Origin of the sequence: Sporosarcina sp. FA9, assembly GCF_051550205.1 — a bacterium.
In the GTDB taxonomy this organism is placed as follows: domain Bacteria; phylum Bacillota; class Bacilli; order Bacillales_A; family Planococcaceae; genus Sporosarcina.
Genome location: NZ_CP188819.1, coordinates 3,280,824 through 3,304,807, shown reverse-complemented (window position 1 = coordinate 3,304,807; position 23,984 = coordinate 3,280,824). Strand labels below are relative to the sequence as shown.

The window sequence follows — 23,984 nt, the reverse complement described above, 5'->3', positions numbered from 1 at the left end:
TGAAAAAGTTTTTTGTTTATTGCATTCCTATAGAAAGATAATTTAAATATGGTGATTTTGAAACATTTTGCTGTTCAATACGTATACAATAATAAGAAAAGAGGTGTTCTAATGAGGGAGCAACCGGCTAATCGAATCTCGGAAAAAGGGTTACGCGTTTGGAGATTATATGGGATTATGCAAACGCTAATTGTTTTCCTATTAGCAATTGGCACTGGAGTGTTGGCGTACATATTTGAGGGAAACTGGTGGTTCTATATAGTACCGGCGATTGTAGTTATTTTGTATGCGTACTTATTTATATTTTTATTCCCTAAAATTAGATGGATGCGTTGGCGTTATGAAGTCCGTGAATCCGAAATTGAACTACAACATGGTCTTTTCATTGTTAAAAGGACGTTAATACCAATGGTGCGCGTTCAGCATGTTGATACATCCCAAGGACCAATACTTCGGAAATACAATTTGGCAGGAATTACGATTTCGACAGCAGCTACAAATCATACAATACCAGCACTTGTTACAGATGAAGCAGATGAACTCCGAAGTCGAATATCTGCGCTTGCAAGGGTGGCGGAAGACGATGTCTAGTACTCGTTATAAATTACACTGGATTACAGCAATTATAGAGGTACTGAAGACGTTGAAGGATATGATATTTCCTTTAATTATTCTACTTTTTGCGAATGGATTTAAAGATAATATGAACTCTGGGAAATGGTATTTGGATTACTTTACTTTCATCATTTTCGGCGTGCTTATTATCGTTTTTTTTGTTACGGGAGTTATTAAGTGGAAGCGTTTTGTCTATTGGTTTGAGGATGATGAACTTCGAATTGAGTACGGTTTATTTGTGAAAAAGAAACGATATATACCATTTGATCGGATACAGAGTCTTGATTATACGGAAGGTATTTTGCATCGTCCGTTGAAACTTGTCAAGGTGAAAGTAGAGACGGCTGGTAATACATCGTCCCTTAAATCGGAAGCTGAACTAACAGCGATAACAAAAGAAGCGGCAAGTGTTATTGAAGCTAAAATGGCTGAAGCGAAAAGAAGGAAGACTTCGGTAGCTGTTGATGAAGGTGAACTTCAAGAGGAGAACGTAACAATTGTGAAGCCGGTTTTTACGATGTCGATGAAAAACTTACTGCTTTTAGCGACTACATCTGGCGGAATAGGTCTTATCTTATCAGGGGTACTCATATTCATCGTTCAATTTAGTGAATTTATCCCGTATGAAACGATGTATAATGAACTTGCTGGTTTTGTAAAGTTCGGCACTTTACTTATTGTGATTGCAGTTTTTTTCGGATTTTTAGTTGTTTGGGCGATATCCGTAGCAATGACGTATCTATCGTATTATAATTTTTCGGTTACGATTGAAAAAGAAGATCTTGTTATTACTCGAGGATTAATAGAGAAAAAAAGAGCGACTGTTCCACTAAACCGTGTGCAAAGTGTACGAATTATTGAAAACCCATTTAGGCAACTTTTCGGTTATGCGTCCGTGGTAATTGACAATGCCGGGGGTGGACTTGGAGAAGGGGCTAAAATTAACTTGTTTCCTCTCGTGAAGAAAACCGAGATTTATGGTCCTTTAAAAGAAGTGTTTCCTGATCTTATAATTGAAAAACCGACCAATAAACTACCCGCACGTGGAAAGAGGTATTATTACCGAATAGATTTCCTTTGGATGGTTCCTGTAATTGGGGCATTGACATACTTTTTCTTTCCATTTGGACTTTTATCCCTTCTACTTATTCCGGTGATCGTCTTATTTGGATTATGGCAGCATCGTTCAGCGGCGTATGACGTATCGGGAAATCAGTTAACAATGCAATTTAGGGGATTTAGTTTGCAAACGACTTATTTGTTGAAGAAACGAATCCAGTCGATGGAAATGAAACAGAATTACTTTCATAAGAAAAAGAGCGTTGCAACGTTATCAGCCCGAATAAAATCAGGAGCAACGATGTTCAACGCTCAGGTGAGTCATATGGATGAAGCGGAAGCGGAACGGATTTTGTCTTGGTACGAACCATCAAATAAGGAAGAAGGTATAGGGTGAATTGTTATCTTACCTTTTTTCTCTTCCAACTGGCGATGTTTTTAGGGTGGAAATAACTCATGCCAATTAGAAATCCAACGATTAGACCGACGATGTGCGCGGTTACGTTAATGTTAGGTTGTATAAATGTCATTACAACACTAATTGCGATTATGGGAAGGATAACTTGGCGTAGTTCCGGCAACATTTTTTTGGTGTAGTAAACCAACGCTCCAAATGCACCAAAAATACCAAAGATTGCACCACTTGCACCTACATGTGCATATCCTAAGTCTTTTAAAAAATAAACAGCCACATTACCAAAAATACCTGAAAGTAAGTAAATGGTTAAGAAACGAGTTTTGCCGGCTAATTTTTCGAGTTCAGGACCGAAAACGAAAAGACAGAACATGTTAAATAATAGATGCATAATCCCAGCGTGGAGGAACATTGGTGTAAAGAACCTCCACCATTCACCAGCGGCGATATATGCATTGACTCCCATTCCTGTTTCATAAATAACATCTCCAATAAAAGGCAACATCGTTAAAATAAATAGTATGATGTTCGCAGCTAGCAAGATAGTTACTATCGGATAAAGTCGGATGTATTGGGAAAAGCTTTCTCTACGTATAAACATTCTTTCACCTCATCTGTTTGTCTATTATACATATATTCGTGTCAAAGTGGAAAGGAGAGCAATGATGATTACTGGAATTGGTTTAGATATAGTTGAACTCGATCGGATTTCGAAAATTGATGCAGAATTTATGAAGTTTCGTGGGCGTATATTAACAATAGAAGAGACTAGAATATACGACTCACTGAAAGGGCATCGTCGAATTGAATTTCTGGCTGGTCGCTTTGCGGGGAAAGAGGCGTTTGCAAAAGCTAGAGGCACGGGAATAGGTGCTGCATGCAACTTTATTGATATTAATATTTTACCGGATGCTAAAGGCAAGCCTGAGCTCTATTTTAAAGAGAAATCCGTATCCGGTTTTATTTCCATTACGCATACAAAAAATGTTGCCGCTGCACAAGTAATCTTACTCGCATAAACGTCAGTCCTTCCTCATAAGATGATTTACCCGATTGAAATGAGAAAGGATGAACTAATTGCGTATCCGGATATTAGCTTTTTTGCTTGTTGTAGTAATGATTACTGTTGCGGCATGTGGGTCACCATCTAAAGAGGATGTTGTAAAGAAGCTTAGTGGTAAGTGGAACGATGCGAAAGGTTATGAACTACTCGCTACGATGGAAATAAAGACCGGCTCAGAACCAAGAATGTACAACGTTGAAGTATGGCATACGAAAGAGGATTTTTATCGTGTACATGTAACTCAAGAAGGAAAAGAAGATTCTCAAATGATTGTTCGAAATAATGAAGGTGTTTTTGTTGTAACCCCTTCTCTTGGCAAGACTTATAAGTTTCAGAGTGACTGGCCGGCACAGAATAGTCAGGCGTATTTAATAGGAGCTCTGTCAGATGACATCAAGGCTGACAGTAATGCAACTATGACTGAAAAAGATGGTATGTATATTTTTGAAACGGCGACAACAAACAATCATAAAAAAGTATTGCCTAGTCAACTTATCCATATTGATAAGAAAACTCTTCTACCAAGTTCGGTCTCGATTCTAGACGAGAACAAAGAAGAAAAAATCCGAATTACATTCAAAAAGATCACGCTTGGAACTGAGCGGAAAGCTTCAGATTATGCCGTGGACATGGAAGACAAGACAACCGAGTCTGGTGAGAAAACGGACGAAAAGTCTGAAGATGCAGATGAAAAGACTGGGTTTATAACGTATTACCCTACGGTAAACTGGGGTGAAGGAGTTAAACTTCTAGTTGAAGAAAGTGTACAAACAGCTAATGGAACTCGTTCATTTATGACATTTGGTGGCGACAAGGATTTTATTATTGTACAGGAGCCAGCGAAGAGGCCTGACAACGAAATGCCTGTATCTATTGAAGGAGATCCTGTAGATTTAGGTTTTACAGTAGCCGCTGTTACGGAAAAATCAATTCGTTGGGAAAGTGGTGGCATTTCATTTTTTATTGCATCTGAAACTTTAACTAAGGATGAGCTAATAGAAGTAGCATCTTCAATGTCACCAGGGGAAATGAAATAACTATAGTTGACGTTTAACGGACGAAAGATTGATAATAGAAGTACTACAGTTAAAAGAGGGTTCATATGCAGACTTCAGTTAATTATCGTCCAACAAAAGCAATCGTCAACCTCGAGGCGATTAGAGAAAATATTGAAAACTTAAATATCTATCTTGGAAATACCACATCGATTATTGCAGTGGTTAAGGCAGACGGTTATGGTCACGGTGAAGTTGAAGTAGCATTAGCTGCACTAGAAGCTGGTGCAGCGATGGTGTCTGTTGCGACACCGGATGAGGCGGTAAGGCTTCGAATGGCGGGCATTAGCGGGGACATTCTCGTCATGGGGCCTTCTCCGATTTCATTCGCAAAAAAGGCAGCAGAATTATCCATCACAGTTGCAGTTTCGGACGTAGACTGGATACAAGGAGTTTTGCAGGAAAATAAAATTTTCCCCCAAACTTTAAAAATTCATGTAAAAGTAGACAGTGGTATGGGTAGAATTGGTCTTAGAGATGTGAATGCACTTCACTCGCTAATGGCTGTTGTAGCATCTACACAACATATTGTATTGGATGGAATCTTTACCCACTTTTCATGTGCTGATGAGGTGTCTTCTTCGGCAACCGAAGTTCAGTTTAAGATGTTTATGGATTTAGTAAACGCATTACCCGAGAAACCACGGCTTGTTCATGCGTCGAACTCTGCAGCAACGCTTCTTTACCCCGAGTATGCACTAGATGCAATTCGTTTCGGAATTAGTCTTTATGGAATGGCACCATCGAAATATGTTGGTGAAAATTTACCGTTTAAGCTGGAGAGGTCACTTGAACTGCACAGTGAACTTGCTTATGTTAAGTTGCTTTCCAAAGGAAGCGCAATTAGTTACGGTGGGACTTATATAACGACAGGTGAAGAATGGATTGGGACGATTCCAATAGGGTATGCGGATGGATTACGACGGGGTCTTAGAGGGCAAGAAGTATTGATTGGAGGTAAACGGGTACCAATTGTCGGTACGATTTGCATGGATCAATGTATGGTTAGACTACCAGAAGAAATGTCTGTAGGTGAAAAAGTGATTTTTATTGGTCGTCAAGGTACTGAGGAAGTCACGATGGAAGAATGGGCAGAAAAGTTGGGCACAATCCCATATGAAATAACTGTATCTATTACAAAGAGAGTTCCAAGAGTTTATTTGTAGAACTGAGTGGGCAAGCTATATTACATGCATTTTCGACAAAAAACCTCGTATTTTTGCAGAATCTTGTCATAATAATTCATTCCATGTCTTCTCTTTGTAGCGTTGGAGTGGTAAGATGAAGATGTATTGAAATACGGGATCTGGTTTGTTGGAGGTGCTGACGTTGAAAGTCAATAAAAACATGCGAGAAGTTATTGTTAAGATTCCAAAACGGATGCTGAACGAAAATGAACATACGGTCGTCCATCAGGAGCTAGAACGCGGTGACTTCGTATATATTTCGACAACACGATACGTAACTGATTATAAACCTGAGACAATTAGGGCGGAAATGATGAAAGGTTACGTCGAGATGTCGCAAATTAACCTGAAAATCGCCAAGGAATGCATGCATTTGGAGTTTGAAGCTCAACATACGATGGAACGTCTCGTAAGTGGAGGATGAAAATTTGGCAATAAAACGTGGAGACGTCTTTTTTGCAGATCTGTCGCCAGTAGTAGGTTCTGAACAGGGAGGCACGAGACCAGTTTTAGTTATCCAAAACGATATTGGAAACCGGTTTAGTCCGACTGTTATTATTGCAGCTATTACTGCACAAATACAAAAAGCGAAATTGCCAACACATGTTGAAATTGATGCGGAAAGATACCATTTCGAGCGGGATTCGGTTATCCTGCTTGAACAAGTCCGCACGATTGACAAGTCGAGGCTAACAGATAAAATTACACACCTAGACGAATTTTTGATGGAGCAAGTTGATGAAGCTCTTGAAGTGAGTTTCGGTCTCGTCAAATTCTGAGCATACATATTAAGGAACACTACAGGTTAAATCTGTAGTGTTTTTTCAATTTTATAATTAATAAAGTGTTTTATAGTTTTTTTTGGTACAATGTATATACAGAATGGTTATGGTCTATTATGGGAGGCGTAATTTTGAATAAACAAATGGTGGAATGTATTCAAGAAAATATGAATGAAATCATAACGAGATGGCAAGTGCATTTGAAAGAAGATAAAGGAGAACGCTTTTTCCTGTTTATGTCTACCGAACTTATTAAGAGTACAAGTAGAGAATTTGCAGAATTAATGACATCCAATATTAGAAAAAATGATAATATTGATGTAGAACAATTAAATGATTTCACTGAAAAGGTTGTCCGTTTCGGCTGGTCTATTAAATTTGTTAATAAAGCAATTGATAGTTTCTCTAGAATTGCATATGATATTTTGGACGAACAAGGGGTAATTAAGGAATCAGAAGTGAGAGCATTTATGTTGGCTTTTGATGACTGGATATCGCCACTAAGGGAAAGTATCATTGATGCTTATTCCATAGAATGGGAACGTACTGTGAGCATACAGAAGATAGCATTACAGGAACTTTCCGCTTCATTAATACCGGTTTTCGACAAAATTTCCGTGATGCCGCTTGTTGGTACAATTGATACTGAGCGTGCTAAATTAATTATGGAAAATTTACTATATGGTGTAGTTAAGCATCGTGCGGAAGTTGTTCTGTTAGATATAACCGGAGTTCCTGTCGTAGATACTATGGTTGCTCATCATATAATTCAAGCAGCTGATGCGGTCAGACTCGTAGGGGCGAAATGTATGCTTGTAGGAATTCGACCTGAAATTGCACAAACTATCGTAACGTTAGGCATAAATTTAAATGAATTTACAACTACAAGTACACTGAGAAGAGGAATGAAACAGGCTTTAGAATATACAAACCGTAAAATAGTGGAGGTGGAAAAATGAAGAATATGCGCATTCCAATTTTAAAACTTCATAACACTTTGATTGTTTCAATTCAATGGGAGCTCGATGATGAGACAGCATTACAGTTTCAAGAAGACTTGCTTAATAAAATGCATGAAACTACTGCGATTGGTGTTGTAATAGATCTTACCCCTATAGACTTTATAGATTCATTCATTGCCAAAGTAATAGGTGACGTCATTAGTATGTCAGGCTTAATGGGGGCTAAAGTAGTTATTACCGGAATCCAACCAGCTGTTGCAATAACACTTATCGAACTTGGTATACGTTTGGAAAATGTGTTAACTGCACTTGATCTTGAAAATGGATTGGATAAATTGAACAAAGAATTGGAGGACTAATTATGAATCAAAAGTCTTCTGTAGATATATATACGGAGTGGGATATTGTCGCAGCACGTCAGCTAGGTAGAAATGAAGCGAAGAAAATTGGTTTTGGAATAGTTGATCAGGCTCGTATAACAACGGCGATAAGTGAATTAGCTCGGAACATTTTTTTGTATGCTGGGACAGGCAGAATTGAAATTGAACAAGTTTCTGAGAACGGTGCACAAGGCCTAATCATTACTGCAAGGGACAGTGGCCCCGGAATTCCTGATGTACGAAAGGTAATGGAAGATGGTTTTACAACTTCTGGTGGTCTTGGCGCAGGTATGCCAGGTGTAAGAAGACTTATGGATGAATTTGATTTACATACAGAAGTGGGTGTAGGGACAACCATTACAATTACAAAATGGGTTCGGTAGGGAGTTGAAAATGTATGCCTCGTGAAGTGGGAGAACAATATAAACAGTTATTGAAACAATACATCGCAAATCAAAGTGAAGTAGATTTGTATGCGGGGCAAAATTTTAGTCGGAGTTTTATTGAAAAAGAAATTTCGCCAGAAGATCTTATAGGTATTCATAAAACTGCAATAGAAGAATTGGTAATAGATTTACCAGTGGAAGTGCCGCATTCATTTGACTTTTTAATAGAGATGATGATTCATTATGGACTTGCCTTAAGAGAGCATCATAGTCTAATAAAGAAGCAAGAAGCACATGAGATAGAAATTACAATAGCAGCAAAAGTTCAAGATACATTGCTGAAAACAAAGATTCCAAATATTGAAGGCCTAGATATTGGACTCTTATCGGTGCCCGCTAAAAAGATAAGTGGAGATTATATTTACTTTATGGATGAAAAGGAAAATTCCGCAAGCGTTGCAGTAGCGGATGTGATAGGTAAAGGTATTCCGGCAGCTCTTTGTATGTCGATGATAAAATTCGGGATGGACAGTCTGCAAAATGGTGAATCCCGTCCGCACAATGTACTTGACGTAGTAAATCGTATTGTTGAAAAGAGTGTTGACGATTCAATGTTTATTTCGATGTTTTACGGGAAGTACGATGCCGGAGAATCTGTATTTTCATACTCTTCTGCTGGTCATGAACCCGCACTTCTTTATAAGGCATCGAAAGGAATATTTATCGAGCTGGATGCGAAGGGTCTGCTTCTTGGTGTGAAAAAGAACGTAATCTATGAAGAAAACTCTGTTGTTTTAGAAGAAGGAGATTTCATTGCAATGATGACGGATGGGGTTACTGAAGTACGAACAGAAGAAGGATTTATTGATGAAGCTTTACTCAAATCTCTTCTCATCAAAATTAAGGACTACACTGCCCAGGAAATGGTGGATTCGGTTTTTAAAGAACTTGAACAAGTGCAGAACTTTGTGTTAAGAGACGACTTTTCGATTGTAATTTTTAAAAAAGATGAAAAAATGTTTAAATAATACTGTGAAGTGGTAAATAGGTATGTAGATCATATTAGAAAGTTCGGGGTGTGGAAATGGAATTGGAAATTGATTTAACAGTAGAAAACGGCATTCAGTACTTTAATGTAACTGGTGAAATTGATGCATATACAGCGCCTTCTCTTAAAGAACGTTTGGCATTAGTTCAAGATGAAAATGGCGTTCAAGTTGAACTTAATCTTTCTGGCGTTTCATATATGGATAGCACGGGACTCGGTGTATTTGTCGGGTTTTACAAACGTGTTACTGCGAGCGAGGGTCATATGAAGATAACGGGATTGAATGCACGACTTAAACGTTTGTTTGAAATCACTGGTCTTGATGAAGTCATGGAGATTGAAACAGAAAAAGGTGGTACACAAAATGCAACCATATGATTATATTGAAGTGAAAATTCCTGCCAAAGAGCAATACATCGGTGTAGCACGGCTTGCAATTTCGGGTCTGGCGAGTCGGATTGGTTTCAGTTACGATGATATTGAAGATTTAAAAATTGCATCAAGTGAAGCGATTACAAATGCCGTTCAGCATGCGTATGCGGATAATGAGTTAGGGGAAGTCGTAGTAGGGTGTGCACTTTTCACGGACAAAATGGAAATAATGATTGCGGATAATGGTGCTAGTTTCAATTACGAAGAAACTAAAAACAGTGTGGGACCGTATAAAGGTAAAGTTGAAGTTGAGTTTTTGCGTGAAGGCGGTCTTGGTCTTTATTTAATGGAAACGTTAATGGATGAAGTAAAAGTCTACCATGAAGAGGGTGTAACGGTCTTGATGACTAAATACCTTGAGGGAGAGCGGGTGGATAAGGATGCCGAAACAATCTCCTCCTAAATCCGGAACAGTTGACCAGGTTTTGGTGTGGATAAAGCAATTTCAAGAAACTGAGGACGACGAAGCGCAAACGAATCTCGTTTTACACTATGAGAGACTTGTGCAGTCAATCGCTCGGAAATATTCAAATGGTAAACCATATCATGAAGATCTTGTGCAAGTGGGTATGCTCGGTTTACTCGGAGCGATTCGTAGATATGATGCAGAGTTTGGAAGAAGCTTCGAAGCGTTTGCAATACCTACGATTATTGGTGAGATTAAACGATTTATGCGTGATAAAACTTGGGCAATTCATGTTCCAAGACGTATAAAAGAATTAGGACCCAAAATTCGTGCTACCGCCGAAAAATTGACGGAAGAGTTACAGCGGTCTCCGCATGTTAAGGAAATCGCGGAGTATTTAGATATTGAAGAAGAAACCGTATTAGAAGCAATGGAAATGGGTAGAAGTTATCAAGCTTTATCTATGGACCATACTCTAAATGCGGATTCCGAAGGTGGAACAGTAACTCTTTTTGATTTAGTAGGCGCGCCTGATGAGGGTTATGAAGCTACTGATCAAAGAATGCTTGTTGCTGATGCACTTGTTGTTCTAACTGAACGTGAGAAAGAAATTGTCCAATATACATACATTGAGCAGCTTAGTCAGAAAGAAACGGGCGACCTATTAGGTATTTCTCAAATGCATGTCTCAAGATTACAACGTAAAGCTATAAAGAAATTACAAGAAGCCATAACTGCCGCTGGTGGTGCATCACTTTGAAGGAAGTTGTGAGTGAAGATTTGGAAATGCGCATTTTTCAACAGGCAAAGAGTGGAAATAAAGAATGCGGAGATACGTATTTTTCTTTATTAGAAGAGAACTATTTTATATGTGCAATAGCTGACGGTCTTGGTAACGGACCAATTGCGCGTCAATCGTCTCAGATTATCCAGACGATTTTGCAAGAATATCACAGTGAAACAATCGATGAACTTCTATATCGTTGCAATGAGTATATGGTTGGAAAACGCGGTGCGGCGGTTGCAATTGTTAAAGTTGATTTCATCTTAAAAACAATTCAATACAGTTGTGTTGGTAATGTTCGTTTTTATATGCTTCATGATCGAAATAAAATGATCTATCCCTTGCCGGTTATGGGATACTTATCGGGTAGGCCGCAGAAACTTAACACACAAGAATATCCTTATAAAAAAGGGGATACATTCTTAATGCATTCCGATGGTGTCTATATTCGAAGTCCAAAATCTGCATTAACAGATAGCGGTTGCCTATACGGATTATATAAAACGATAGAAGAGTCGATTGCAAGTGGTGACGATGCTACATTTATAGTTGGAAACCTGCTCTCTTAATAGGATGGCAGGTTTTTTGTTTGATTTCATAGAAGATAAACATCACAATGAATGAAACTTAAGCTTATGTTAAAATAGAGTCAACAGAGAAAGGGATGGTCCATTTGACGAATCTTATTTTGAAAGCCACGGCGGGAAGAGCTGAGGTCAATGTGCATCAAGCAGAGAAAGTAATTGCTCTACTTGACCAAGGAAATACAGTTCCATTCATCGCGCGATACCGAAAAGAAGAAACAGGTTCGTTAGATGAAGTGCAGATAAAAGCGGTAGAAGATGCATACGGATACGTAAAAGGGCTCGAACAAAGAAAAGAAGAAGTACTTCGCATCATTGAAGAACAAGGTAAACTCGACGATGAGTTACGAAAATCCATAGTAAATGCGACAGTATTGCAGCGTGTAGAGGATTTATATAGACCATTCATGCAAAAAAGAAGAACTCGAGCAATGATGGCGAAAGAAAAAGGTCTTGAACCCCTTGCGATATCCTTGTTAGAGTTTTCACAAGAGACACCGGAAACGCTTGCGGAAGCATATGTGAATGAAGAATTGGAAATTAATTCAACTGAAGATGCTCTAGCAGGCGCTCGTGACATCATCGCTGAAATATTTGCGGATGATGCAGCGATACGTGGAAGTATTAGAAAGTTAGCATGGGCAGATGGTTTTATAGTTTCAAATTTGAAAAAAGGTGCGGTAGACGATAAGAAAGTCTTTGGTAATTACTATGAATATGAAGAACCATTGAAACGAATCGTTCCACATCGTACGTTAGCGCTGAATCGTGGAGAAAAAGAAGATGTATTACGAGTGGGAATTAACTTTCCAGAAGAACGCATTATTAGTGGAATGGAACGTGAATTAATTCGGAAAGCGCATTCACCTTCTTCAGTACAAGTAACAGAAGCCATTGAGGATGCTTTTAAACGACTCATTGCGCCTTCAATTGAACGAGAAATTCGAAATGAATTATCCGATAAAGCTGAGGAACAAGCAATCCATGTGTTTTCTGAAAACCTGAAAAGCCTATTGCTGCAGCCGCCATTAAAAGGAAATGTAATTCTAGGTGTTGACCCGGCTTTTCGTTCGGGTTGTAAATTAGCGATTGTTGACGAGACTGGGAAACTACATGAAGTATCTGTGATCTACCCACATCCGCCAAGACCCGAAAAAGAAAAATCGAAAAAAGCGATTTTACACTTGCTAAAAGAATATAAAGTATCCATTATTGCGATTGGCAATGGTACAGCATCTCGTGAAACTGAGTTATTTATTGTAGATTGCATAAAGGATGCGGAGACCGATGTTTCTTATGTAATCGTAAACGAAGCAGGGGCAAGTGTTTATTCGGCATCTGCACAAGCAAGGGAAGAGTTTCCTGATCTGTTAGTAGAAGAAAGAAGTGCGGTATCAATTGCAAGAAGACTTCAGGATCCATTATCTGAACTTGTTAAAATCGATCCGGGTTCTGTGGGGGTTGGACAATACCAGCATGATGTTGCGAAAAAGAGGTTGTCTGAGTCTTTAACATTTGTTGTAGAGACGGCAGTAAACAGGGTAGGGGTAAACGTAAATACCGCTTCTTCATCACTTCTTCAATATGTTGCCGGACTTTCAAAAACTGTAGCGGAAAACATTGTTAAAACGCGCGAAGAAAATGGTTTATACACGAAACGGAACCAATTGAAAAAAGTTCCACGTCTTGGTGCGAAAACATATGAACAAGCGATTGGATTTTTACGCGTGCCAAATGCTACGGATCCATTTGATTCCACGGGGATTCATCCGGAAAGTTATAAAACTGCAGAACTAATTTTGGACGAGGCGGGACTGAAAAAAAGCGAGTTGGGTAAAAAAGAAACGGCCGATGCACTATCCGTACTTGATATAAAAGCTTTGTCTAGTAAATTAGAAGTCGGTGAAGTGACACTGAGAGATATTATTGAAACGCTACAAAGACCTAACCGAGATCCACGCGATGACTATCCGCAGCCGCTTCTAAAAGCAGATGTACTCGATATTAAAGACTTATATGAAGGCCTTGAGATGCAAGGGACAGTCCGAAACGTTGTAGATTTTGGTGCATTTATCGATATAGGCGTATCCGAGGATGGGCTTGTTCATATATCTAAACTGAAAAAAGGATTTGTAAAACATCCTTTAGACGTTGTTGCTTCGGGAGACATCGTAACTGTTTGGATTGAGGGTGTCGATAAAGCAAAAGGGCGAATTTCATTAACTATGTTATCGCCAGCAAAAAAATAACGTATTAAACGGAGGTGAGGTGGCAATGATCGACAATGAACTACAGATGCTTATCGAGAAAACCTCAATCGATGTTTTTAATAAACCTTTCATCCATGAAGCGCGGTTTAACGGAAGACTTCGAACAACGGGAGGACGGTATATGCTTGTCGATCATTCCATCGAAATCAATCCATTAATACTTAAAGTTCATGGTATTGAAGAACTCATCGGCGTAATTAAACACGAGCTATGTCATTATCATCTTCATATAGAAGGAAGAGGATATCGTCACCGAGATGCGGACTTTAGAAAACTGCTGAAACAAACATCCTCACCAAGGTTTTGCCAACCCCTTTCGACAGGGAATGAGAAATTAAAAGTGACCCACATATATCAATGCATTTCATGTGAGCAAAAGTATAATAGGAAAAGAAGAATGGATGTACGGAAGTATAAGTGTGGAAAATGTGCCGGTAAGATTATGTACTGTCCTGATGGTAAGTAATAAGTAGAAATGTTGATTCGATAAAACCGATTGCAACAACGTTTACGAGAGTCTTGAAAAAAGAATAATAATAAGGGTTGACGAATGGTATACTTCTCTCTATAATAAGAAAGGTCGATTAAAACAAACGAGAAAACAGTTTCGCATTTGTTTTTACATACGATTAATTCATCTTTCTGTGGCCCGTTGGTCAAGCGGTTAAGACACCGCCCTTTCACGGCGGTATCACGGGTTCGAATCCCGTACGGGTCATTTAAAAATATTGAAACGCACTTCGTTTCAATATTTTATCCAAAGCATGCACAGCATGCTCAAAAACTTAAGGAGATTTTTCAACAGGTACTTGTGTTGAAATAATCTTTAAAACGAAGTTTCAATATTTTATCCAAAGCATGCTCAAAAACTTAAGGAGATTTTTCAACAGGCACTTGTGTTGAAAACATCTTTAGCGAGTAGTCATTAATGAGTAGTTTCAAAATATTAACCAATTTATTAAGGCGATTTAGCCAAACCAATTGGGTTATTCATACTTTGGGGTATAGCCAAGCGGTAAGGCATCGGACTTTGACTCCGTCATCGTTGGTTCGAATCCAGCTACCCCAGCTTAATTTTATAATATATCGAGCCATTAGCTCAGTTGGTAGAGCATCTGACTTTTAATCAGAGGGTCGCAGGTTCGAATCCTGCATGGCTCACCACTTTTTCAGAAACACGTTGACAAATAAGTACAGTCGTGTATACTGAAGGATGTCGCTTAAAGCAATGCGGTAGTGGCGGAACGGCAGACGCGCTAGGTTGAGGGCCTAGTGGGGGTTAACCCCGTGGAGGTTCAAATCCTCTTTACCGCACCAAATAGATATTCCGTTTGTAACACTATAGAGCGCCCGTAGCTCAATTGGATAGAGCGTCTGACTACGGATCAGAAGGTTGTGGATTCGACTTCTGCCGGGCGCGCCAATATTTATGCGGGTGTAGTTTAATGGCAAAACTTCAGCCTTCCAAGCTGATAATGAGGGTTCGATTCCCTTCACCCGCTCCATATTTTTCAAACTTGTAAGTCGGAAAAGAATTTTAAAATAAGAGTTGACTTCTACTAAACAGGATGTTATATTAATGGAGTTGCTGTTACGGCAACGACAAAACGAATTAAGAAATGAACCTTGAAAACTGAACAGCAAAACGTCGATAGAATCTTTAAACTCGATACACTTCGGTGTACAGAGTATAAACGTTTCCAAGTAAGCTGATTTCCGTCAGCAGAACAGAAACAACCAGGAGGATTGAATTTCAATCCTTCGACATGACATCATTGAAGATTGGTAACATTCTTCTTTAATGCCAGCATAGAAACTAGAGCTATTCAAGTTTCTGTATTCACTGGCGGTCGAGACGTAGTGCAGTGCTAGGAAGCGAGCGAGAGAAGAAGGGAATGTACTTTTGGGTACATGACCGACTGATCGAGCGAAGCTGACAACGCAATGTGCTGCGAATCGACTAGCCAGTATTATGGAGAGTTTGATCCTGGCTCAGGACGAACGCTGGCGGCATGCCTAATACATGCAAGTCGAGCGAATCTATTGGAGCTTGCTCCTTTAGATTAGCGGCGGATGGGTGAGTAACACGTGGGCAACCTGCCCTGCAGATGGGGATAACTCCGGGAAACCGGGGCTAATACCGAATAATCAGCACTCTCGCATGAGAGTACTCTGAAAGACGGTTTCGGCTGTCACTGCAGGATGGGCCCGCGGCGCATTAGCTAGTTGGTAAGGTAACGGCTTACCAAGGCGACGATGCGTAGCCGACCTGAGAGGGTGATCGGCCACACTGGGACTGAGACACGGCCCAGACTCCTACGGGAGGCAGCAGTAGGGAATCTTCCACAATGGACGAAAGTCTGATGGAGCAATGCCGCGTGAGTGAAGAAGGTTTTCGGATCGTAAAGCTCTGTTGTGAGGGAAGAACAAGTACGGGAGTAACTGCCCGTACCTTGACGGTACCTCATTAGAAAGCCACGGCTAACTACGTGCCAGCAGCCGCGGTAATACGTAGGTGGCAAGCGTTGTCCGGAATTATTGGGCGTAAAGCGCGCGCAGGCGGTCTTTTAAGTCTGATGTGAAAGCCCACGGCTCAACCGTGGAAGGTCATTGGAAACTGAAGGACTTGAGTACAGAAGAGGAAAGCGGAATTCCACGTGTAGCGGTGAAATGCGTAGAGATGTGGAGGAACACCAGTGGCGAAGGCGGCTTTCTGGTCTGTAACTGACGCTGAGGCGCGAAAGCGTGGGGAGCAAACAGGATTAGATACCCTGGTAGTCCACGCCGTAAACGATGAGTGCTAAGTGTTAGGGGGTTTCCGCCCCTTAGTGCTGCAGCTAACGCATTAAGCACTCCGCCTGGGGAGTACGGCCGCAAGGCTGAAACTCAAAGGAATTGACGGGGACCCGCACAAGCGGTGGAGCATGTGGTTTAATTCGAAGCAACGCGAAGAACCTTACCAGGTCTTGACATCCCGCTGACCGGTGTAGAGATACACTTTTCCCTTCGGGGACAGCGGTGACAGGTGGTGCATGGTTGTCGTCAGCTCGTGTCGTGAGATGTTGGGTTAAGTCCCGTAACGAGCGCAACCCTTGATCTTAGTTGCCACCATTCAGTTGGGCACTCTAAGGTGACTGCCGGTGATAAATCGGAGGAAGGTGGGGATGACGTCAAATCATCATGCCCCTTATGACCTGGGCTACACACGTGCTACAATGGACGGTACAGACGGTTGCCAACCCGCGAGGGGGAGCCAATCCGATAAAACCGTTCCCAGTTCGGATTGCAGGCTGCAACTCGCCTGCATGAAGCCGGAATCGCTAGTAATCGTGGATCAGCATGCCACGGTGAATACGTTCCCGGGTCTTGTACACACCGCCCGTCACACCACGAGAGTTTGTAACACCCGAAGTCGGTGAGGTAACCCCTTGTGGGAGCCAGCCGCCGAAGGTGGGACAGATGATTGGGGTGAAGTCGTAACAAGGTAGCCGTATCGGAAGGTGCGGCTGGATCACCTCCTTTCTAAGGAATTTGTCTACGAGCAGATCATACTCTGGTATGTGAAGTCTAGACATTCGGAATATAGATCTCTGATCTATAAAATGGAGAATATAAATATTCTTCGCTAACGACGTTTTGCGTTCAGTTTTGAAGGCTCATTAAACAATTTTAGCGTTTACCGCTTAAATTGTATCCATTGGGTCTATTTTTTTAGCCCATTAATAGGTTTCCAAGTAGTTTTTAGCTTGAATAACATATGGTGTTAAAGAAACTTCAAAACTTGTTCATTGAAAACTGGATAAAACGACATTAATAAAAACAATCAAGAATCAATCATGTATATTATGCAAATAATGTACAGTACCTTTTTAAGAATCCGGATTTGCATCGCTGCAATGAACGATTCGCTAATCGGAACTTTCGAGAAACAACGCTTTTGCGTCGTGTATTGAAACCCGAGTGGTTAAGTTAGAAAGGGCGCATGGCGGATGCCTTGGCACTAGGAGCCTAAGAAGGACGGCACTAACACCGATATGCTCCGGGGAGCTGTAAGTAAGCTTTGATCCGGAGATTTCCGAATGGGGAAACCCACTACCTTTAATAGGGTAGTACGTTTACGTGAATACATAGCGTAAACGAGGCACACCCGGAGAACTGAAACATCTAAGTATCCGGAGGAAGAGAAAGAAATTCGATTCCCTGAGTAGCGGCGAGCGAAACGGGAAGAGCCCAAACCAGGAAGCTTGCTTCCTGGGGTTGTAGGACACTCTATACGGAGTTACAAAGGAATGAATTAGACGAAGCGATCTGGAAAGGTCCGCAATAAAGGGTAAAAGCCCCGTAGTCGAAAGTTCATTCTCTCCAGAGTGTATCCTGAGTACGGCGGAACACGTGAAATTCCGTCGGAATCCGGGAGGACCATCTCCCAAGGCTAAATACTCCCTAGTGACCGATAGTGAACCAGTACCGTGAGGGAAAGGTGAAAAGCACCCCGGAAGGGGAGTGAAATAGATCCTGAAACCATGTGCCTACAAGTAGTCAGAGCCCGGTGCGTATTTTCCTTCGGGGAAATACGCTGGGTGATGGCGTGCCTTTTGTAGAATGAACCGGCGAGTTACTGATTCCATGCAAGGTTAAGCAGAGAATGCGGAGCCGCAGCGAAAGCGAGTCTGAATAGGGCGAATAAGTATGGGGTCGTAGACCCGAAACCAGGTGATCTACCCATGTCCAGGGTGAAGGTAAGGTAACACTTACTGGAGGCCCGAACCCACGTATGTTGAAAAATGCGGGGATGAGGTGTGGGTAGCGGTGAAATTCCAATCGAACCTGGAGATAGCTGGTTCTCTCCGAAATAGCTTTAGGGCTAGCCTCAAACGATAGAATCTCGGAGGTAGAGCACTGTTTGGACTAGGGGCCCATCCCGGGTTACCGAATTCAGACAAACTCCGAATGCCGAAGATTTATGTTTGGGAGTCAGACTGCGGGTGATAAGATCCGTAGTCGAGAGGGAAACAGCCCAGACCACCAGTTAAGGTCCCCAAGTATCTGTTAAGTGGAAAAGGATGTGGCGTTGCCCAGACAACCAGGATGTTGGCTCAGAAGCAGCCATCATTTAAAGAGTGCGTAATAGCTCACTGGTCGAGTGGCGCTGCGCCGAAAATGTACCGGGGCTAAACAGATCACCGAAACTGTGGATTGACACGTATGTGTCAGTGGTAGGAGAGCGTTCCAAGGGCGTCGAAGCTAGATCGTAAGGACTAGTGGAGCGCTTGGAAGTGAGAATGCCGGTATGAGTAGCGAAAGAAGGGTGAGAATCCCTTCCACCGAATGCCCAAGGTTTCCTGAGGAAGGCTCGTCCGCTCAGGGTTAGTCAGGACCTAAGTTGAGGCCGAAAGGCGTAGACGATGGACAACAGGTTGATATTCCTGTACCACCTCCCCGCCGTTTGAGCAATGGGGTGACGCAGTAGGATAGGGTGAGCGCACTGTTGGTTATGTGCGTCTAAGCAGTGAGGTGTGAAATGAGGCAAATCCCATTTCTATAACATTGAGCTGTGATGGCAAGGGGAGTATTCCCTGGAGTCCCTGATTTCACGCTGCCAAGAAAAGCCTCTAGCGAGGCGGGAGGTGCCTGTACCGCAAACCGACACAGGTAGGCGAGGAGAGAATCCTAAGGTGATCGAGAGAACTCTCGTTAAGGAACTCGGCAAAATGACCCCGTAACTTCGGGAGAAGGGGTGCTCTGGTAGGGTGTTAAAGCCCGAGAGAGCCGCAGTGAATAGGCCCAGGCGACTGTTTAGCAAAAACACAGGTCTCTGCAAAACCGCAAGGTGAAGTATAGGGGCTGACGCCTGCCCGGTGCTGGAAGGTTAAGAGGAGAGGTTAGCGCAAGCGAAGCTTCGAATTGAAGCCCCAGTAAACGGCGGCCGTAACTATAACGGTCCTAAGGTAGCGAAATTCCTTGTCGGGTAAGTTCCGACCCGCACGAAAGGCGTAACGATCTGGGCACTGTCTCAACGAGAGACTCGGTGAAATTATAGTACCTGTGAAGATGCAGGTTACCCGCGACAGGACGGAAAGACCCCGTGGAGCTTTACTGTAGCTTGATATTGAATTCCGATGCAACCTGTACAGGATAGGTAGGAGCCTTAGATTCCGGAGCGCTAGCTTCGGAGGAGGCGTTGGTGGGATACTACCCTGGTTGTATTGGACTTCTAACCCATGCCCCTTATCGGGGCAGGAGACAGTGTCAGGTGGGCAGTTTGACTGGGGCGGTCGCCTCCTAAAGAGTAACGGAGGCGCCCAAAGGTTCCCTCAGAATGGTTGGACATCATTCGTAGAGTGCAAAGGCATAAGGGAGCTTGACTGCGAGACCTACAAGTCGAGCAGGGTCGAAAGACGGGCTTAGTGATCCGGTGGTTCCGCATGGAAGGGCCATCGCTCAACGGATAAAAGCTACCCCGGGGATAACAGGCTTATCTCCCCCAAGAGTCCACATCGACGGGGAGGTTTGGCACCTCGATGTCGGCTCATCGCATCCTGGGGCTGTAGTCGGTCCCAAGGGTTGGGCTGTTCGCCCATTAAAGCGGTACGCGAGCTGGGTTCAGAACGTCGTGAGACAGTTCGGTCCCTATCCGTCGCGGGCGCAGGAAATTTGAGAAGAGCTGTCCTTAGTACGAGAGGACCGGGATGGACATACCGCTGGTGTACCAGTTGTCTTGCCAAAGGCATCGCTGGGTAGCTACGTATGGACGGGATAAATGCTGAAAGCATCTAAGCATGAAGCCCCCTTCGAGATGAGATTTCCCATTACGCAAGTAAGTAAGATCCCTCAAAGAAGATGAGGTTGATAGGTCCGGGGTGTAAGCGCGGCGACGTGTGTAGCTGACGGATACTAATTGATCGAGGACTTAACCAAATAATAAAGAGGTATGATTGACCTCGATTCGTCGGAAGAATCTAACCATTCTTCCAAAAAAATGTCCGTTTTATCCAGTTTTGAGTGAATGAAGAAGATTATTTTTCTGAAAAAACTCAAAAGAGTCTGGTGGCAATAGCGAAGAGGTCACACCCGTTCCCATCTCGAACACGGTAGTTAAGCTCTTCAGCGCCGATGGTAGTTGGGGGTTCCCCCCTGCAAGAGTAGGACGTTGCCAGTCTCTTAATTTTTTATTGACACTTCATATGTCAAATACATATTTTGGTCCCGTGGTGTAGCGGTTAACATGCCTGCCTGTCACGCAGGAGATCGCGGGTTCGATTCCCGTCGGGACCGCCATTTAATTTAAAATTCATAACCGATTCTTGGGATTTATTCCAGAGTCGGTTTTTTTGTTATAAATAAATAGATTACATAAATTTGCAATGGAAATAATGTATATAACGAGCTAATTGGAGTATGCAACCGACTTTGAGTGGTCTAAAATCAATTCAGGGGACATCTTTGGAGATTGGGAGGACATAAGCAGGATTTCGGGGGAGATAATGCGAGATTGCGGGTACATCCTCGTGAAATGAGGGGACATCTCTCGATAGCGAGGACATCTTTAAAACCGTTGCTGCACAAGCAAATCCTTGCACAGTTCTACATAAGTTTATTTAATAAACAGTATTACGATTATAATTCTGGATTTCGTTATGAAAATATAGCAGAATAGAGAGAAGTTGTATATAGAACTCCTCTACGGAAGGGAAATTAAAATGGTAAAGAAATTTGAAATTTTTTCACTGGCTGAAACACAGGCAATTGCTACTAAGCTTGCTACTTTGCTTACTCCGCCAGATGTCATTACTCTTGAAGGGAATCTTGGTGCGGGAAAAACGACATTTACACAGGCACTTGCAAAAGGGCTTGGTGTTAAACGAATCGTAAGTAGTCCGACATATACGATTGTAAAACAATATAATGGAAACTATCCATTGAACCATCTGGATGTATATCGACTGGCGGATAGTGAAGAGGATCTTGGTTGGGACGAACTGTTTTATGGCGACGCAATATCCGTCATCGAGTGGGCTCATTTAATAAAGGATGAGTTGCCGGAAGAGCGATTGGAAATCCGAATTGAACAGTCAAGCGAAACAGGTAGGATTATTACGTTTATTCCAATTGGCAAAAGATATGAAACAATTTGTGAGGAGGTTTTCTTATGATTTGGCTTGGCATAGATACCGCTAATACACCACTATCTGTAGCTATAGTTAAAGATGGTGTTCTGTTATCTGAGGAGAATACATCAATAACTAATAATCATTCGCTGCGAGCGATGCCTGCAATTGAGGAAGTATTTAATAAAGTAGGAATGAAACCTTCTGAGATTGATGCAATTGCTGTTTCTGAAGGTCCAGGATCTTATACTGGCGTTCGAATTGGAGTAACTATCGCGAAAACACTTGCTTGGACACTTAAAAAACCGGTATTTGGAGTTTCAAGCTTAAAAGTACTTGCTGCAAACGGAGTCTTTTTCAACGGTTTAATTTGTCCAATTGTGGATGCACGTAGAAATAATGTGTATTCTGGAGTTTATAAATATACAGATGGTAAATTAGAAACAATTATTGAGGATGGTCATTATAGTATTGAACATTTAAAGAATCTTCTTATTGAATTTGAGGAACCTATTTTATTTGTGGGGAAAGATACAGCAATGCACGAAGAAAATTTAGTTGAAACATTTGGGGACAGAGCTGTTATTGCTCCATTTTATACTAATTTACCACGCGCTTCATCACTCATTCACATCGCGGAGCAAGCAAGTGAGTCGGAAGATGTGCATAGTTTTGTTCCAGAATATCGTCGTATACCTGAAGCAGAAGCAAATTGGTTGAAAGAACAGGGAAAGGGTCAAAGCCATGATTGATAATATTCTTTATAGAGAAATGGTAGCGGGTGATATACCGGCTGTTGTTGGAATTGAGGAGGAAGCTTTTCCTACTCCTTGGACAAAGGAAATATTTGAGCATGAAATGAACGGGAATGAGTATGCTTATTATGTCGTAGCCGAAGTAGATAATGAGGTTATTGGACATATGGGAATGTGGATTGTCCTTGATGAATGTCATATTACGAATGTTGCGGTTCGTGAACATATGAGGGGCAACGGAATTGGTGAAGGACTTATGAGGGAGTCCATTGACTTTTGTAAAGAATTGGCTGTTCGTACAATGACGTTGGAAGTGCGTTTGACCAACAGTACGGCACAAAATTTATATAGAAAGCTTGGATTTCAAGATGGTGGTATTCGAAAAAACTATTATTCTGACGACCATGAAGATGCGCTCGTCATGTGGGTGGAGCTAATATGAAAAAAGATACTTATATTTTAGGAATAGAAACCAGTTGTGATGAAACTGCAGCCTCGATTGTTAAAAATGGAACAGAAATTATCTCGAATATTGTTGCATCGCAAATTACAAGCCAAAAAAGATTTGGCGGTGTAGTTCCTGAAGTTGCTTCTAGGCATCATGTGGAGCAAATTACGATTGTGATAGATGAGGCTCTTACCGAAGCAGGATTACAACCCAAAGATCTTGATGCGGTTGCGGTTACTGAAGGACCTGGACTCGTTGGTGCACTTTTGATTGGCATTAATGCCGCAAAGGCTTTTGCTTTTGCTAACGGCTTACCCATTATTGGTGTCCATCATATTGCTGGTCATATTTATGCCAACCAATTAATGGGGAGGATGGAGTTTCCTTTACTAGCACTCATCGTTTCAGGAGGTCATACAGAGCTTATACTAATGGATGAGCATGGATCGTTTAACCTAATTGGGGAGACCCGTGACGATGCAGCTGGAGAGGCCTACGACAAAGTAGCCCGAGTACTTGGTCTGCCTTATCCAGGTGGTCCAGGTATTGATAAGTTAGCAGCTTCAAGTGATGGTGAAATTGAGTTTCCGCGGGCTTGGCTTGAAAAAGATTCGTATGATTTTAGTTTTAGTGGGCTGAAATCATCGGTCATTAATTACAAACATAATCTTGAGCAACGTGGTGAAAAGGTAAATCCAGAACATGTTGCATCAGGATTTCAATCGAGCATAATAGATGTGTTAACAACGAAGTCGGTACGAGCAGCAAAAGAATTTGCTGTAAAGCAAGTTATAGCGGCCGGCGGAGTCGCGGCGAACAACGGATTAAGAAATTCACTTGAAAAAGAATTTAAAAAATTGGACATCCCTTTTAATGTTCCACCAATTTCTTTATGCACAGACAATGCAGCGATGATTGCAGCGGCTGGGACATCCATGTTTGATGCAGGAGTTCGAGGAACGCTTGCGATGAATGGGAAACCAGGGATGGAACTTGTGTCTTGGAATAAATGATTATAAAAATGCGAAGACTGTTTTTTACTAACAGTCTTCGCATTTTTAATTTTAGATCCCTGTGGAAAGATTGCAGATAAATTGTTTGTCAAGAGGGAACATCCGTACTTATGCACACTTTGTGCATAACATGTGCACAACATATTGGTTTGTTGATTTATTAATGGTGATGGAAGGATAACTTTGTGTATAACTAAATGAGTTTTTGTGGATAATGTGCATAAGTCTGTTT

At 41.7% G+C, this 23,984-nt stretch carries 22 protein-coding genes, 7 tRNA genes and 3 rRNA genes; 31 read left to right on the top strand and 1 reads right to left on the bottom strand.

Annotated features, from left to right (window positions below; translation table 11 throughout):
• The first annotated feature begins 111 nt into the window (after positions 1 to 111).
• Entirely contained in the window at positions 112 to 591 is a 480-nt protein-coding gene (locus tag ACP8HH_RS16890) for a PH domain-containing protein (protein WP_438313281.1), read from the top strand.
• Positions 584 to 2,071: a PH domain-containing protein gene (locus ACP8HH_RS16885; RefSeq protein ID WP_438313279.1), complete on the top strand. Its 1,488-nt coding sequence runs from the start codon at positions 584 to 586 to the stop codon at positions 2,069 to 2,071. The genes ACP8HH_RS16890 and ACP8HH_RS16885 overlap by 8 nt, the downstream gene beginning before the upstream one ends.
• Before the next feature lie 4 nt (positions 2,072 to 2,075).
• On the opposite strand, the gene ACP8HH_RS16880 is transcribed toward ACP8HH_RS16885, so the two are convergent.
• Positions 2,076 to 2,690, bottom strand: coding sequence for a rhomboid family intramembrane serine protease (locus ACP8HH_RS16880; RefSeq protein WP_438313278.1), 615 nt, complete (start codon positions 2,688 to 2,690; stop codon positions 2,076 to 2,078).
• A gap of 64 nt (positions 2,691 to 2,754) precedes the next feature.
• Between ACP8HH_RS16880 and acpS the strand changes: the two genes are divergently transcribed.
• The 29 genes from acpS (at position 2,755) to tsaD (ending at position 23,752) form a co-directional block, all read left to right on the top strand.
• On the top strand, positions 2,755 to 3,108 hold the full coding sequence (gene acpS, locus ACP8HH_RS16875; RefSeq protein WP_438313276.1) for a holo-ACP synthase: 354 nt from the start codon (positions 2,755 to 2,757) through the stop codon (positions 3,106 to 3,108).
• Positions 3,109 to 3,166: 58 nt separating this feature from the next.
• Entirely contained in the window at positions 3,167 to 4,189 is a 1,023-nt protein-coding gene (locus ACP8HH_RS16870; protein ID WP_438313274.1) for a LolA family protein, read from the top strand.
• Positions 4,190 to 4,254: 65 nt separating this feature from the next.
• Positions 4,255 to 5,373 carry an alanine racemase gene (alr, locus tag ACP8HH_RS16865; RefSeq protein WP_438313272.1) on the top strand — a complete coding sequence of 373 codons (1,119 nt, stop codon included), beginning with the start codon at positions 4,255 to 4,257 and terminating at the stop codon, positions 5,371 to 5,373.
• Between the two features lie 154 nt (positions 5,374 to 5,527).
• Positions 5,528 to 5,818, top strand: coding sequence for a transcriptional regulator (locus ACP8HH_RS16860; protein ID WP_381536426.1), 291 nt, complete (start codon positions 5,528 to 5,530; stop codon positions 5,816 to 5,818).
• A gap of 4 nt (positions 5,819 to 5,822) precedes the next feature.
• Positions 5,823 to 6,173, top strand: a complete 351-nt coding sequence (locus tag ACP8HH_RS16855) for a type II toxin-antitoxin system PemK/MazF family toxin (protein WP_381536396.1) — start codon at positions 5,823 to 5,825, stop codon at positions 6,171 to 6,173.
• 134 nt (positions 6,174 to 6,307) lie between these two features.
• Positions 6,308 to 7,135: an STAS domain-containing protein gene (locus ACP8HH_RS16850; protein ID WP_438313271.1), complete on the top strand. Its 828-nt coding sequence runs from the start codon at positions 6,308 to 6,310 to the stop codon at positions 7,133 to 7,135.
• Positions 7,132 to 7,497, top strand: coding sequence for an STAS domain-containing protein (locus ACP8HH_RS16845; RefSeq protein ID WP_438313269.1), 366 nt, complete (start codon positions 7,132 to 7,134; stop codon positions 7,495 to 7,497). The genes ACP8HH_RS16850 and ACP8HH_RS16845 overlap by 4 nt, the downstream gene beginning before the upstream one ends.
• A 2-nt stretch (positions 7,498 to 7,499) precedes the next feature.
• On the top strand, positions 7,500 to 7,901 hold the full coding sequence (locus ACP8HH_RS16840) for an anti-sigma regulatory factor (RefSeq protein ID WP_438313268.1): 402 nt from the start codon (positions 7,500 to 7,502) through the stop codon (positions 7,899 to 7,901).
• Between the two features lie 14 nt (positions 7,902 to 7,915).
• Positions 7,916 to 8,932, top strand: a complete 1,017-nt coding sequence (locus tag ACP8HH_RS16835; RefSeq protein WP_438313266.1) for a PP2C family protein-serine/threonine phosphatase — start codon at positions 7,916 to 7,918, stop codon at positions 8,930 to 8,932.
• Positions 8,933 to 8,988: 56 nt separating this feature from the next.
• Entirely contained in the window at positions 8,989 to 9,330 is a 342-nt protein-coding gene (locus ACP8HH_RS16830) for an STAS domain-containing protein (RefSeq protein ID WP_438313265.1), read from the top strand.
• Complete coding sequence (gene rsbW / locus ACP8HH_RS16825; protein WP_438313263.1) at positions 9,317 to 9,787, top strand: anti-sigma B factor RsbW; 471 nt, start codon at positions 9,317 to 9,319, stop codon at positions 9,785 to 9,787. Before ACP8HH_RS16830 ends, rsbW begins: the two co-directional genes overlap by 14 nt.
• Positions 9,765 to 10,550: an RNA polymerase sigma factor SigB gene (gene sigB, locus ACP8HH_RS16820; protein WP_438313261.1), complete on the top strand. Its 786-nt coding sequence runs from the start codon at positions 9,765 to 9,767 to the stop codon at positions 10,548 to 10,550. The genes rsbW and sigB overlap by 23 nt, the downstream gene beginning before the upstream one ends.
• Positions 10,547 to 11,143 carry a PP2C family serine/threonine-protein phosphatase gene (locus ACP8HH_RS16815; RefSeq protein ID WP_438313259.1) on the top strand — a complete coding sequence of 199 codons (597 nt, stop codon included), beginning with the start codon at positions 10,547 to 10,549 and terminating at the stop codon, positions 11,141 to 11,143. Before sigB ends, ACP8HH_RS16815 begins: the two co-directional genes overlap by 4 nt.
• A 104-nt stretch (positions 11,144 to 11,247) precedes the next feature.
• Positions 11,248 to 13,407, top strand: a complete 2,160-nt coding sequence (locus ACP8HH_RS16810; RefSeq protein ID WP_438313257.1) for a Tex family protein — start codon at positions 11,248 to 11,250, stop codon at positions 13,405 to 13,407.
• A 25-nt stretch (positions 13,408 to 13,432) separates the two neighbouring features.
• Complete coding sequence (locus ACP8HH_RS16805) at positions 13,433 to 13,894, top strand: SprT family protein (RefSeq protein WP_438313255.1); 462 nt, start codon at positions 13,433 to 13,435, stop codon at positions 13,892 to 13,894.
• 180 nt (positions 13,895 to 14,074) lie between these two features.
• Positions 14,075 to 14,146, top strand: a tRNA-Glu gene (locus ACP8HH_RS16800).
• Between the two features lie 280 nt (positions 14,147 to 14,426).
• Positions 14,427 to 14,497: transfer RNA gene (locus ACP8HH_RS16795), tRNA-Gln, on the top strand.
• Between the two features lie 19 nt (positions 14,498 to 14,516).
• Positions 14,517 to 14,592 (top strand) — tRNA-Lys (locus ACP8HH_RS16790).
• A gap of 66 nt (positions 14,593 to 14,658) precedes the next feature.
• A tRNA-Leu gene (locus ACP8HH_RS16785) sits at positions 14,659 to 14,745 on the top strand.
• Positions 14,746 to 14,774: 29 nt separating this feature from the next.
• Positions 14,775 to 14,851 (top strand) — tRNA-Arg (locus ACP8HH_RS16780).
• 8 nt (positions 14,852 to 14,859) lie between these two features.
• A tRNA-Gly gene (locus ACP8HH_RS16775) sits at positions 14,860 to 14,933 on the top strand.
• Between the two features lie 464 nt (positions 14,934 to 15,397).
• Positions 15,398 to 16,950 (top strand): 16S ribosomal RNA (locus ACP8HH_RS16770).
• A 440-nt stretch (positions 16,951 to 17,390) separates the two neighbouring features.
• Positions 17,391 to 20,346: ribosomal RNA gene (locus ACP8HH_RS16765) — 23S ribosomal RNA — on the top strand.
• A 125-nt stretch (positions 20,347 to 20,471) separates the two neighbouring features.
• A 5S ribosomal RNA gene (gene rrf, locus ACP8HH_RS16760) occupies positions 20,472 to 20,587 on the top strand.
• The 16S, 23S and 5S rRNA genes sit together here with 7 tRNA genes alongside, the layout of an rRNA operon.
• Positions 20,588 to 20,630: 43 nt before the next feature.
• Positions 20,631 to 20,706: transfer RNA gene (locus ACP8HH_RS16755), tRNA-Asp, on the top strand.
• A gap of 422 nt (positions 20,707 to 21,128) precedes the next feature.
• Positions 21,129 to 21,581, top strand: a complete 453-nt coding sequence (tsaE, locus tag ACP8HH_RS16750; protein ID WP_438313253.1) for a tRNA (adenosine(37)-N6)-threonylcarbamoyltransferase complex ATPase subunit type 1 TsaE — start codon at positions 21,129 to 21,131, stop codon at positions 21,579 to 21,581.
• On the top strand, positions 21,578 to 22,288 hold the full coding sequence (tsaB, locus tag ACP8HH_RS16745) for a tRNA (adenosine(37)-N6)-threonylcarbamoyltransferase complex dimerization subunit type 1 TsaB (RefSeq protein ID WP_438313252.1): 711 nt from the start codon (positions 21,578 to 21,580) through the stop codon (positions 22,286 to 22,288). Before tsaE ends, tsaB begins: the two co-directional genes overlap by 4 nt.
• On the top strand, positions 22,281 to 22,733 hold the full coding sequence (gene rimI / locus ACP8HH_RS16740) for a ribosomal protein S18-alanine N-acetyltransferase (RefSeq protein WP_438313250.1): 453 nt from the start codon (positions 22,281 to 22,283) through the stop codon (positions 22,731 to 22,733). Before tsaB ends, rimI begins: the two co-directional genes overlap by 8 nt.
• Positions 22,730 to 23,752, top strand: a complete 1,023-nt coding sequence (gene tsaD, locus ACP8HH_RS16735) for a tRNA (adenosine(37)-N6)-threonylcarbamoyltransferase complex transferase subunit TsaD (protein WP_438313248.1) — start codon at positions 22,730 to 22,732, stop codon at positions 23,750 to 23,752. The genes rimI and tsaD overlap by 4 nt, the downstream gene beginning before the upstream one ends.
• The last annotated feature ends 232 nt before the right edge of the window (positions 23,753 to 23,984 follow it).